The organism is Rhodonellum sp. (assembly GCF_030656585.1).
Classification (GTDB): domain Bacteria; phylum Bacteroidota; class Bacteroidia; order Cytophagales; family Cyclobacteriaceae; genus Rhodonellum; species Rhodonellum psychrophilum.
The window spans coordinates 57917-71142 of record NZ_JAUSPP010000011.1; the positions used below are offsets into that span (position 1 = coordinate 57917).

General features: G+C 41.8%; 10 protein-coding genes. 6 read left to right on the top strand and 4 right to left on the bottom strand.

Annotated elements, in window-relative coordinates; genetic code table 11:
- The first annotated feature begins 215 nt into the window (after nucleotides 1-215).
- Nucleotides 216-3428: an exodeoxyribonuclease V subunit beta gene (locus tag Q7J63_RS01650; protein ID WP_304883704.1), complete on the top strand. Its 3213-nt coding sequence runs from the start codon at nucleotides 216-218 to the stop codon at nucleotides 3426-3428.
- A gap of 334 nt (nucleotides 3429-3762) precedes the next feature.
- Here Q7J63_RS01650 and Q7J63_RS01655 read toward each other — a convergent pair whose 3' ends face one another.
- Complete coding sequence (locus tag Q7J63_RS01655; RefSeq protein ID WP_019598901.1) at nucleotides 3763-3972, bottom strand: hypothetical protein; 210 nt, start codon at nucleotides 3970-3972, stop codon at nucleotides 3763-3765.
- A 167-nt stretch (nucleotides 3973-4139) separates the two neighbouring features.
- On the opposite strand from Q7J63_RS01655, the gene Q7J63_RS01660 reads away from it, so the two are divergent.
- A complete protein-coding gene (locus Q7J63_RS01660; RefSeq protein ID WP_304883705.1) occupies nucleotides 4140-6998 on the top strand; it encodes a PD-(D/E)XK nuclease family protein in 2859 nt (952 codons plus the stop codon).
- A gap of 272 nt (nucleotides 6999-7270) precedes the next feature.
- Here the strand turns inward: Q7J63_RS01660 and Q7J63_RS01665 are convergent, their stop codons facing one another.
- Both Q7J63_RS01665 and Q7J63_RS01670 read right to left on the bottom strand, forming a co-directional pair.
- Nucleotides 7271-7723: a YciI family protein gene (locus Q7J63_RS01665; protein ID WP_304883706.1), complete on the bottom strand. Its 453-nt coding sequence runs from the start codon at nucleotides 7721-7723 to the stop codon at nucleotides 7271-7273.
- Nucleotides 7724-7797: 74 nt separating this feature from the next.
- Nucleotides 7798-9183, bottom strand: a complete 1386-nt coding sequence (locus tag Q7J63_RS01670; protein WP_304883707.1) for a TIGR00341 family protein — start codon at nucleotides 9181-9183, stop codon at nucleotides 7798-7800.
- A gap of 421 nt (nucleotides 9184-9604) precedes the next feature.
- On the opposite strand from Q7J63_RS01670, the gene Q7J63_RS01675 reads away from it, so the two are divergent.
- From Q7J63_RS01675 to Q7J63_RS01690, 4 genes are read left to right on the top strand one after another with little or no spacing between them, the layout of a single operon-like run.
- Entirely contained in the window at nucleotides 9605-9973 is a 369-nt protein-coding gene (locus tag Q7J63_RS01675; protein WP_304883708.1) for a response regulator, read from the top strand.
- A gap of 53 nt (nucleotides 9974-10026) precedes the next feature.
- Entirely contained in the window at nucleotides 10027-10824 is a 798-nt protein-coding gene (locus Q7J63_RS01680) for an ABC transporter permease (protein WP_019598896.1), read from the top strand.
- Between the two features lie 3 nt (nucleotides 10825-10827).
- Entirely contained in the window at nucleotides 10828-11577 is a 750-nt protein-coding gene (locus Q7J63_RS01685) for an ABC transporter ATP-binding protein (protein WP_304883709.1), read from the top strand.
- Nucleotides 11577-12560, top strand: a complete 984-nt coding sequence (locus Q7J63_RS01690; protein WP_019598894.1) for an MlaD family protein — start codon at nucleotides 11577-11579, stop codon at nucleotides 12558-12560. Before Q7J63_RS01685 ends, Q7J63_RS01690 begins: the two co-directional genes overlap by 1 nt.
- A gap of 317 nt (nucleotides 12561-12877) precedes the next feature.
- On the opposite strand, the gene Q7J63_RS01695 is transcribed toward Q7J63_RS01690, so the two are convergent.
- Nucleotides 12878-13226, bottom strand: a 349-nt coding sequence (locus Q7J63_RS01695) for an endonuclease/exonuclease/phosphatase family protein (RefSeq protein WP_304883710.1), incomplete at its 5' end; no start/stop codon positions are given.

A 13226-nucleotide genomic window follows, 5' to 3' on the forward strand; every position in this document is an offset into this window, starting at 1 on the left:
GGTACAAAAGGGAAAATCCCTCGAAGAAATTGTGCTTCGAGGGATTTTTTTGATTTGTCCCCAATAGAAAAAATAGATGAAGGATTGGGAGGTATACCAATAAGTGCCCTTAAAAGGGGACAAAGTTTTTCTTTTTCCAAAAAGCCGACAACTTGCGTCAATCATTTTTTTATCCACTCAAAATATTCTTGTTTTGTCTATCTTGATTTTTAATTATGGACCAAAGACCTTTTATCATTTACAAATCCTCCGCTGGCTCAGGAAAAACCTACACGTTGACGATGGAATACCTCAAGCTGGCGCTAAAATTTCCTGAGGCCTTCAAGTCTATCCTTGCCGTCACTTTTACCAACAAGGCAACGCAGGAAATGAAGGAGAGAATCCTCAAGGATTTAAAGCGGCTAAAATCGACTGTAAAGCCAGAGGAGAAAATGGATGCTGAAATCATGCAGGCTTTGGGAATCGATGAAGTTGAATTGAAGTCAAGGGCAGGAAAAACGCTGACAGCCATTCTCCATGATTATGGTCGGTTTTCGGTCAGCACCATCGATAGTTTTTTTCAGAGAGTCGTCAGGTCTTTTGCTCGGGAAATGGACCTCAATGCTAAGTTTGAGGTAGAGTTGGACCAGGATGCGGTATTGGAAAGGGTAGTGGATCGGGTGGTCATGCAGGTAATGGAGGACCGATTTCTGCACAAATGGCTGGTAGATTACGCCATCGAGCAGATCCAAAACGGAAAATCATGGGATATCCGCAGAAATATCAAGGAATTGGGAAAGCAGATTTTTCAAGAGGATTTTAAAAAATTCGCTCCCGAAATAAGGGAATTTCTCAAGGACAAAGAAAACATCACCCAATTGCAGGCGTTTCTAAAATCCAAAAGAGCGGAACTCATCCAAATCACACAAAACCTAAAAGAGGAGGCAGATCAAATCCGGATCCAGAATGGTTTGGAGTGGACCGATTTTTCAGGCGGTGCCAATTCCTTCGCAAAGAAATTCGGTCAATTGGGAGATCGCTTCCAGCCAGTTCCAGCCTTGACCGATAAACAAGCTCAGCTCAACCAGGATGAAGCCGGTTGGTATGCCAAATCGAGCAAAAAAATTGATGCTATCGTTTCTGCATTTCACCAAGGACTTGGCCAGATTCTCGGTCAATTCGATACATTGGGATTGAAATGGAATACCCTGCAAGCCATTTCAAAAAATATTTATGTATATGGGATTTTTAGAAATATGCTGGAGGAACTCACCGCCCTCAAGGACGATGAGAATATCCTGCTGATCTCAGATGCCAATGAATTTCTCAAAGAGATCACGAAAGAAAACGAGGCTTCCTTTATCTACGAGAAGGTGGGAAATCAATACAAGAACTACCTGATCGATGAATTTCAGGATACTTCGGGCTTTCAATGGGCAAGTTTCAAGCCCTTGCTGGAAAATTCACTGGCCCAAGGGCAGACCAATCTTCTGGTGGGAGATGTCAAGCAATCGATCTACCGGTGGCGAGGCGGCGAGATGAAACTTCTTTTGGAACAAGTGGAGGAAGAGATTGGTGAAATCAATGTCAGAGAGGAAAAACTCGACACCAATTTCCGAAGTCTTCCCAATGTGATTGACTTCAACAATGCCTTGTTCAAAAAACTCCCGAAGTCGTTTGAAGGGGTGGTGCGAAGTAATTACGGCGCCGGAGAATCGGAGATCATTTCCAAGGCTTATCAGGATGTTTCCCAAAAAATATCCGAACATAAGGCGAAAGAAGCATTTAAGGGAAAAGTAAGGTTTGAATTTATTGACGCAAAGGAGAGCGAGGAGGATAGTAATTTTGATGCATTGGCATTGTCGAGATTGCCCCAAATGGTGATCACGTTGCAAGAGAAGGGATATGAACTGAAGGATATCGCTTTTTTGGTAAGGAAAAAATCTGAAGGGGAAGCCATCGCAGATGTGATGATGGCTTACGGTGCAGAAAATCCAGAACTCCCATTCCGGTTTGATGTGCTGTCGGATGAGTCCATGTATCTGTACAAGTCGGCTTCAGTGAAGTGCCTTGTGGCAGGATTGAATTACCTACACAACCCAGAAGATCAAGTCCAATTCAAAACCATGTGGTACCATCGATCTGTGCTTTTTGGTGAGCCAGTGAACCATGATCTCTTTGCCCTGGGAAAAGTCCCTGAGCATTTGACGGAAATAACAAAAGCTTTTCAGGAAAAGCAAGCACTGATGCTTCAATTGCCCTTGATGGAGGCATTGGAAGAAATGATCGGCGTATTGAATTTTGTGGAGACTGGATTGGAAAAGGCTTACATATCCGGATTCAAGGAGGCTGTTTATGACTTTACAGCCAACAATAGAGCAGATCTTGCCGGTTTCTTGGCTTGGTGGGAAGACCACCAAAACAAAAGAACCGTGAAGATCCCCGATGGGCATAACGCCATGCGGATCCTGACCATTCACAAATCCAAAGGCTTGCAGTTCAAGGCGGTTTTGATGCCCTTTTTGAAGTGGACGATTTTTGACACCACCAAAGGCAATGTCATTTGGTCCCCTTTTGCCGATTTGGAGAAAAACCTTTCTGCCATAATTCCTCTGACGCTTAATGGGCATTTGGCCAAATCCGATTTTCATGAAACCTATTCTGAAGAGGCCATCATGGCCTATTTGGATAGCCTAAACATGATTTATGTGGCATTGACCCGTGCCGAGGAAGTGATTTGGGGTTTGGTTCCTTATAAAAAGGAAATCAAAACCCAGAATTACCTAGAGGCCCATTTGCAGCAGATTTTGGAAAGTTCCTTAGACGAGAGTGGGGGATTAAGTCTTTCCGAACATTTTGATGCGGAGACCAAAGTGTTTGATTTTGGGGATTGGCCGCAATATGAAATGCCGGAAAAACTGCTGATGGATCCACCAAAACTCAGATGGGCTTACCAAAACTGGTCGAATTTGTTGGATGTAAAGCAATACGCGGTGGATTTTTCAGCCGAAGGAATGGCACAGCGGCAAAAACAGGACTTTGGTTTGTTGGTGCATGAGATTTTGGAGAAATCAGCTACTCTTGAAGATACCCAATTGATTTTGAACACCTTTGTTTACGAAGGAAGGTTGACTGAAAAGGATAAGACAGAGGTGGAAAGACAGTTGGGAAGATTGTTTGCCAACCCCTTGTTTTCTTCTTGGTTCGATACCGAAGGAATCTTACTGTCGGAACAGGGGATATTGCTGCCAGGCGGAAAATTGAAACGCCCCGACCGCATCATTTTGAAAGATGCCGAGGCGATCATCATCGATTTCAAGACCGGAGAAGCTTATGAAAAACATGTCAAACAAGTTCAGGAATATATGGGACTGGTCGGCACATTGACCCAGAAAAAAGTGACTGGGTTTATCTGCTACTTGGAGAATGGGGAGATTGTTCAGGTTTGATAAGATAAAAAAATAAAACTATTCTAACGTTTTTTCATCCCAATCTCTCGAATCTTGAGCGGGATGGAATAGAGCTTCGACTCGAACTATTTTATTTATTTCATCAATTCTAAAATGGGCTAAATGAGGAAATGGTTTAATTTGAATAAACCGGATGTTCTGGTAACGAATCTGATATTTCTTTGGGTTTTGCTGTAGTTTTTCAAGTTAATTTTGAGAGCCTCCAAAAATTTCTTTCCGATCAGATTGTTCTTTGTTTCAAAATCATAAAAATTAAGGATAGAATTAATATCGTTATAAACTTGAGGATTATAAATGACATTAAAAGTATCCTTCATTTGGAATCCCTCAATTGATGCTCTATTTCCTCCCAAGTTTTGTATTCATTGGGCAAAGTACTTTCAATCCTGCCCATGACAGTTCTTTTTTGCCATTCTGGAACTTCAATGTTCTCTTCTTCCAATTTTTCCAGTCCTAATTTTTGAATAAGTTCCATAAAGAAGGAATACATTTCGTCTGGAACATTTAAAACTACTTTTCTCATATTCGACCTTGTTTTAAAAACACACTTAAAAATATAAATACAGAACCTCTTATAAAAGTTTCAATACATATTTTGGCTGAAAGCGATAATTCCTGACATCTTTTGTCAATCGGTTTTTTCATCCCGGTAAATCCCATTCCTTTGCACAATTACTTTAACTTTCTTATATGCATAGTTTTTTAAGAAACACCGCCGAATCCATTCTCAAGGAAAATCAGGATCTCCAAAATCTGGTTATTGTTCTTCCCAATCGCAGGGCGGGTTTGTTTTTTACCCAACATCTAGGGAGCTTGATAGCCAAGCCCACTTGGATGCCCGAAGTGAGGACAATTGAGGATGTTTTTTACCAATATGCCGGTCAGCGTCCAGCGGATGATTTGACCTTGATCTTTGAATTGTACAAGGTGTATCAAAAGCTGCATCCCGCCCCAGAGGAATTTGACAAGTTCTATTTCTGGGGGGAAATGATCCTCAAAGATTTCAATGATGTGGACCAGTTTCTGGTGAATGCCAAAAAACTGTATCTCCATCTATCCGAAATCAAGGATTTGGAGTCGGATTTGAGCTTTCTGACAGAGAGCCAAGTAGAATTGATCAAACAGTTCTGGCGCTCTTTCGAACGGCAGGACAGAAGCCACCAAGATAAATTCCTTAAATTCTGGGAACTGTTGAATCCGCTTTACCAAGCTTTTCAATCCTCCTTGGATGTTTCGGGTTTTGCCTATTCTGGGAAACTCTATAGAAAAGTTGCCGAGTCCTTGGATTCCCTGGCGAAACCCGATAAGAAATTTATCTTTATTGGTTTCAATGCCTTTACGGCAACAGAAGAAAAACTGGTCAAGCACTTTATCGAAAGATTTGAAGCCAAAGTTTACTGGGATGTGGACAGTTATTATCTGGAGGACAAGAACCAAGAAGCCGGTCTGTTTTTCAGGGAATACAGAAAAGACCGGATATTGGGACCCACTTTTCCAGAAACCATTCCCAACGATATCCAAAGCCGAAAAGCGAAGATTTTCACCTATGCCACACCTTTGAAGACAAACCAAGCCAACTTGGTGGGGTCGATCTTGGAAAATGTTGTGGGTGAAAGTGCCTGGGAAGAGACCGTGGTCATCCTTCCCGATGAGCAAATGCTCTTCCCGGTCCTACATACGCTGCCCGACCAGATTGACAAAGTGAATGTGACCATGGGTTACCCGGTTAAAAATGCCCCGGTGTATGCCTTTCTGGAAGCGGTATTGGAAATGCAGCGGTTCGTCAAGGTAGAGGAGGGCAAGGTTTTGTTTTATCACAAGCCCGTGAAGGATTTGCTTTCTTCCATCTACCTAAAATCCGCCAATCCCGAACATGCCCAAAAGCTTTTGCTTGACATGCAGGAAAAAAACCAGATCTATGTTTCCCAAGAAGAACTGCATGCTGGCGGAGATTTTTTTATCCTGATCTTCCAAAAACTGAAGGGCAATACGCTATTTGAGTACTTGTCAACCCTGATGGAAGAAATGGCCAAACGCTTGGAAGAAGAGCCCTTGCAGCGGTCTTACTTGTATCAGTGCTTCAAACAGCTGAATAGGCTCAAGGAAACCTTTGTTGACCAAGATTCAATGAACATAAGTCTTGAGTTTTTTATCCGATTGTTTAGGCAGGTGTTTAGGGAAGTCAAGCTGCCATTTGAAGGGGAACCCTTACAGGGACTTCAGGTCATGGGCGTATTGGAATCCAGAAACCTTGATTTTCGGAGAGTCATCATCTGCAACATGAATGAGGACAGCTTCCCTCCATCAGGCGCACTGAATTCCATGATTCCCTTCAATATCCGGCGTGCTTTCAATTTGCCCGTTCAGGAGCAGAACGACGCCATTTATGCCTATACGTTTTATCGCTTGTTGCAAAGTGCGGAGGAAGTGCACATGATCTATACCACTGCATCCGATCAGGGAAAGGCAGGTGAAAAGAGCCGTTATATCCAGCAGATGATGATAGAAATGGGTTTGGATATGAAAGAGGAGGTGATTTATGTTCCCATCGACCTCAAAAATCCACAGGCGATCAATATTGAGAAAGAAGCGGAGGTTTTGGAGTTGTTGGAGCGCTATGTCATTCAGCCTGATGGCAAATCGCTCACTTCTTTTTCCCCATCCGCATTGAGTGTGTATCTGGATTGTAGGTTGAAGTTCTACCTTCAATATCTTGCAGGTATCAAGGAAAAAGAGGAGGTGAAGGAGGAAATCGATGCAGCGGTATTTGGAAACCTTGCCCATTACAGCATGGAATTTTTGTATCAGGGATTTCAGCAGCGCAAAAAAACAGATGTTTTAGAGAAATCAGCTTTCAAGGAATTGAAGGAAAAATGGGTATTTCCTTCAATAGAATTGGGTATTCGGAAATTTTATCATCTGGAGGAAGATGCAGATACCAAATTGGGCGGGCAGATGGCTATTGTTCGGGATGTCTTGCAAAAGTATCTCGTCCGGATGCTGGAGATCGATGAGGAAGCCGCGCCATTTCGTCTCGTATCCATGGAGAAGGCACACAAGGCCAAGTTTGAAATTCAAGGCCAAGAAGGTTTGATCAGGATCGGCTTGAAGGGATTTATCGATCGGGTTGATGAGCAAAACGGTACCATCAGGTTGATCGATTATAAATCAGGAGCTGACAAAAAGACTTTTAAAAATGTGGAGAGTCTTTTTGATCGAGAAGAGAAGAGCAGAAATAAGGCCGCCATGCAGACGCTATATTACGGTTTGCTTTACCAATCGGAGCACCCAGAAAATACACAAGCCTTGAAGCCTGCACTATTTAATTTCAAGGAGATTTTCAACGATGATTTCAATCCCTATCTGCAAGAGAAGGAGGGCAGGGCGGTAGGCAGGGAGGTCAGTGACTACCGAGATCATCAGAAAGCGTATGAGAGCCATTTAAAAACCCTTTTGGAGGAGGTTTTTGACCCTGCGGTACCCTTTGGCCAAACTGAGGATTTGAAAAAGTGCGGATATTGCCCATTTAAAGAAATCTGCGGGCGTTAAAAAACTCGGCAAATAGAAAAAGCCATCATTTGAAGACCTTATCCTTCAAATGATGGCTTTTTTTTTAACCCGTGTTATGCTTTACCGATTCGATTCAAGTCTAAAATTGCTCAAAGATCAGTTTTGGCTTACAATTTTCGACCTCCCCCTATCGATAAAAAGCGTTATTCTCCAACTTGTCTTATTTTCATGCAGTTTCAATTCCATATGGAGAACTGATGCATATTTTGGGTTGAATAGAAATCAAACGGATGAAAATCAGGGATACGTTCTCAAAAGGCTTTTTTCTGGATTTTTGGGTGGACTTCCGGGATCATCATCAAGGCAGCGGATCCATACCATTCTTTGAGTTCCATCCGGAGGATTCCCGCCTGAATGGAAGGATCTGTTTCTGTCAATGATTCGGCTTCTTCTATGGATTCCACATCAAAGAAAAACAGCCCCCGTAAATCCTCGTTTCCAAAAAATGGACCGGCTAAAATCAATTTCCCCATTTCAGCCAGCCGTGAGATGTTTTCCATATGTCCCTTTTGGTATTCTGTCCTTTCCTCAGGCGAATAGTCATCCACTTTGGACCCACGGTAAAGGAATGCGATCACAAATTTTTTCATTCCATAGTCGTCAGCCTTCAGTTGGGCAGCCAATTCGGGATCAAAAGACTTCTCCTGTGCGATGACAGAAATGGAGAGGAGAGTCAAGCAAATCAAGAGGAGAGAGGTTTTCATGGGAAAGAGGTCTAGGCTTTGTTTTAATGAAATGGATACGAGATTCTTGATTCAGGGATTTTGTGAGATTTATTTTACGATCCTGTTTCGATGATTACGGCTATTGTATCGGCTTTGGTCCGGATTTTTAGCCAATCGGTAAGTCGTTTGGTTTCGTCTTTGTTGGGTTTTGATTTGAATTTGGCAAAGGCCAGCAAAAGCGTGTCCTGTTTTTCATCCTTCAAGTTGGCGATCACGGCGCGATTGATGGTAAAGGTTTCCAGATTCCGATGATTGATTTGGGCTTCCTTTGCGATGTCCATCACTTGCTTGGTCGATTGGTCGTATTCGGCAATTTCCCTTTCCAAAAGAGCAATTTTTTGGTCTTTGTTTTGGATGAGTACTTCATTGCGTTCATAGAGATCCTTTAGGATATCCGACCGAAGGATGTTCATGTCTGTCCCGTTGTCCCCGCTTTGTTTTATTTTCAAATGGGTTTTTGGGAGATTAAAGGCAATCAGTTTTTTCTGCAAGAGTTGGATTTGTTCCTCTTCAATCCTGTCTCCGATTACCGAGACCTCAATTCCACTGCTGTCGGCATCGAAAATCAAGGTGCTGGCAATGATCTGGGCTCTTGGAAAATCCAACTCGGTTTTGATAAACTGTTTGGCATTTTTTTCCCATAAGGTCCTTGTCACAATATTATAGGCCAAATAAACACTGGGTACAATGGTCAGGATAGTGAAAATGGTGATGTAATTCCTTACTGTCCGCTCTCTCTTTCTGTCCATAAATTCCTTTTTTGGAAATTTCATGAACCGTACAATCAGGTAGGTGGACAAACTTATGAAGACGGAATTGATGAAGAATAGGTAAAACGCTCCAAAGAAGTAATAAAAATTTCCGGTTGCCAGACCATAACCAGCAGTACAAAGAGGGGGCATCAGCGCCGTGGCTATGGCAACTCCTGGGATGGCATTGCTCTTTTCCTTTCTGGATCCAGCCACGATTCCTGCAAGGCCTCCAAAAAGTGCAATAAGCACATCCCATATGCTGGGCTCAGTCCTTGCCAGCAATTCAGATTGGGCATCCGCAAGCGGCGTGAAAGAGAAATAAATCGTACTGGTCAGAATACTGATCAGAATAGAGATCCCTAGGTTTTTGAGTGATTTCTTCAGCAGATCAAAATCATTGATTCCGGCTGCCAATCCGATGCCCATGATGGGACCCATAAGAGGGGAGATCAACATGGCGCCGATGATCACTGCGGTAGAGTTTACATTGAGTCCAACCGATGCCACGATGATCGCAAAAATCAAAATCCATAAATTAGCACCTTTGAATTCTACATTTTTTTTGATGTATTCGATGGTTTCGATTTCATCTTCTTTGCCCTCATGAAGATCAAATCGATCTTTAAAAAAAATCAGGACATCCATGATTTTGTTTCGAATGCCAATGGTTTTTCTTTTCTCTTCCATTCTTTTGTTGACTTGAAAATCAAAAAGCAAGGTAGATAAAAATGTCGATTTGATCCTCTCAAAAAAACTTGTCCCATGGAAGGGGATAGGTTTTTACCGGATTGAAGAACGAAGAGGGGAATGTCTCTGATAAAATTTATGGGCAAATCAGGGTGGAAACAATTCAATAAATAGCTTTAATTATGAATATTTAAAGTGTTGAAAAGTAGATGAATACATAATATTTAGTCCAGGCTAAAAATGTTAAGCCTAAAAAAATTAGACCAGTCTAAAAATCGTTTTGCGTAAAATATTGGAACGAAGTGGGTATAAAATCTTAAATTTGTTTTGGGATTGATCTGTTTTCTGGATGCTTGAAAAGCAGCATGAATTCCAAAAACGAAACAGGAAAAACCAAACACGACTTCCAAAGATTTTTGGCATGAATAAATTTATAAAGCGAATTCTATTTGTAGACGACGATAAAATCCAACACATGATCAATAAGAAAAACATGCTCCGACTCCGGCCGGATCTAGAACTGTTTTTCTTTGAAAATCCATATTTGGCATTAGATTGGTTAGCTACCAATGAAGCCGATTTATTGATGTTGGATGTGAATATGCCAGAGATGAATGGATGGGAATTTTTGGACGAATTGAATAAACTAAAAATCCTTATTGATGTAAAGATGCTCACTTCATCCTTGGATCCTGATGATATTGAGAATAGCATGGGCTATACTCAGATTTCAGGATTTTTGATCAAACCATTGCATAATGAAGTGATTTCTGATATTTTGGGATTATAACATGTTGATGTTGTTTAAAATCATATAGCTTTGCAGATTGATTAAAAATTCTTATGGCTGAAAAAACCTACGAAAGAAGACCAACAATTACCAAGAATTTAGATAAATTTTTTACCGGTCTTGCAGATGCTTTTGCATTTGTCAAGCGGTTTTTCCAAGAAATCTGGTTTCCGCCTTATGAATTCAAAGAAATACTCCGGCAATGTTATGAAATCGGGTATAGGTCTTTGCCCCTGATTTCCCTCACAGGATTTATTGTGGGGATTGTCTTCACCAACCAGTCCCGCCCTTCCCTTTCCGAGTTCGGAGCCACTTCATGGCTCCCTTCCTTGATCTCTGTGGCGGTGGTAAGGGCCATGGGTCCATTGGTCACAGCATTGATTGCGGCTGGAAAGGTCGGTTCAAGCATTGGTGCAGAAATCAGCTCGATGAAAGTCACCGAACAGATTGACGCCATGGAAGTTTCGGCGATCAATCCCTACAAATATTTGGTGGTTACAAGGGTGATTGCCACTACCTTGATGTTGCCTATATTGGTCATGTACACGGATTTTCTTGCATTGATGGGTTCCTATATCAATGTCAGTCAAAACGAATTGGTGAGTATGTCCACTTTCTTTGTCCAAGTGTTTGAAGCCATTTCTTTTCTGGATATTTTCTCTTCCATCATCAAATCCTTGTTTTTTGGATTCACAATTGGGATTGTCAGTTGTTACAAAGGATATAACTCCACAAAAGGAACTGAAGGGGTTGGGAAAGCTGCCAATGCATCGGTCGTCATGTCGATGTTTTTGATATTCATTGAGGAGTTGTTGAGTTTACAGATCGTTAACGCCATCCGAAACGGATAGATTATGATGGAAAAAATTGCAGAAATGAAGGGCTTAACAAAATCCTTTGGGGATCTAAAGGTCCTGCAGGGTGTTGATTTGGATCTTTATAAAGGAGAGAATCTAGTCGTTTTAGGAAAATCTGGTTCAGGGAAATCGGTTTTGATCAAAATCTTGGTGGGCTTGTTGAAAAAGGATGAAGGCAGCGTAATGGTGATGGGAAAGGAAATTTCCGAACTGAAACTTAAGGAGTTGAATGCCTTGAGACTTAAAATCGGCTTTTCCTTCCAAAACAGTGCCCTTTACGACAGTATGACCGTGAGGGAAAACATGGAATTCCCCCTTGTCAGAAACGTTAAAAACCTCACCCGTAAGGAAATCGATACAAAAATTGAAGGTTTGTTGGATTCGGTTGGATTGCCACAGTCCATCAATCAAATGCCATCGGAACTTTCCGGAGGTCAAAAAAAGAGAATCGGGATCGCCAGGACACTGATTCTGAATCCTCAAATCATGTTATATGATGAGCCAACGGCAGGATTGGATCCGATTACCTGCGTGGAAATCAATACACTTATCAATCAGGTGAGAGAGGAATACAATACATCTTCCATTGTCATTACCCACGATCTTACCTGTGCAAAAGCGACGGGAGACAGGGTTGCGGTACTTTTGGATGGTCAGTTTAAGGCAGTCGGGGAGTTTTCCGAAGTTTTCGAAAATGCTACTGACGAAAGAATTAAATCATTTTACGACTATAATTTTATTCAATAATGAGAAACGATAACCAAAAATCCGTCATTGTAGGGGTATTTGTATTGCTGGGCATTGCCATTTTGGTAGCCGGAATCCTTACCTTGGGTGGGCAACAAAAAAAATTCGTCAAGAGCATCAAACTCAAAGCGGTTTTTGAAGATGTTGCTGGATTGCAAACAGGCAATAATGTTTGGTTTTCCGGTGTTAAAATCGGAACCGTTCGAAAAATCAATTTCTATGGGGATTCTCAAGTGGAAATCGAGATGAGCGTGGAATCCAAGACGAGCGATTACATCCGAAAAGACTCCAAGGCAACCATTAGTTCTGATGGACTCATTGGAAATAAAATCATTGTGCTTTACGGTGGTACCACTCAATCTCCACCGGTTGAAGATGGGGACAGACTGGTAGCGGTTATGCCATTGGACACGGATAAAATGATGGAGACACTTCAGGAAAACAACAACAACCTCGTTTCCATCACCAATGACCTAAAAAACCTCACCGGAAAAATTGCCGATGGAAAAGGAATCGTGGGCGCAGTGATGACCGACACAGTTTTGCAGGAAAATTTTAAGGCGATTTTAATCAATCTAGAGCGTGCCTCTGTCAACAGCAACAGGATGATTGGTGAATTGACCACGTTTTCTTCCAAACTCAACAAGGAGGGCACACTATTCAATGACTTGGCCACAGATAAGGAAATGTACAAAAACCTTCAGGCCTCCATTTCAGATTTACAAGCAACTGCTGACAATGCAAAGGAATTGACAGGCAATCTGACGACTGTAACTGAAAAACTGAACAGATCTGATAACGCAGCAGGAATGTTGCTCAATGATGCAGAGTTTGCCAACACGCTAAAAAACACCATGGACAATGTGGACAGCTCTTCCATGAATTTGAATAGGGGTTTGGAGGCATTGGAATATACATGGCCATTTAGAAGAGGCTTTGTCAGAAAAGCAAAAGCCGAGGCCAAGGCAGCGGAAAAAAATTAAAGTCATTCAATTTGACACAAAAAAACCTGCCTGAGACCACTCAGGCAGGTTTTTTTGTGTCAAATTCGAGGGCATCACTTTAGAATTTAACCCGTGTTATCCATTCCCAATTTCATTCCGGCCTGGAATTGCTTCATAGTCAATCCTTGTTCACTGTTTTGACTTCTCCTTGTCTGCATCAGCCCTTATTCTCCCAATAGCGTGGTTTTTGAGCAGTTTAAACCCCAAAAGGCAAACTGATGCATCTTTCGGGTTTAAAAAGATAAGAGGTAAAATGAGGTTTTGATTGTAGACAGGAGCGCTGTCAATCCTTGGCATCAAGCTTCTTTTCCATCGGAAATCTTTTCCTTCGCCTCTCTCTTTTCGGTGGCATTTGCGGATTTCTCTTCGTTTAAGTTGGCAGGGTTAAGAACAAGGCTGGTGCTGATAGGGAAATGATCTGAGCCGATACTCTTGTGTACGGTTATGTTTTTCAAAGTGAATTCCTTACTTACAAAAATATGATCTAAAGGCCATCTCAGGAAAAAATATTTTGCGTGAAAGGTACTGAACATCCCCCTTCCCCGTCTAGGGTCCAATAGCCCGCTGATTTTCAAAAACAACTCACTGGTATAGGACCAACCCACATCATTAAGGTCTCCAATGACCAAGCAGGGTTTTCCATAT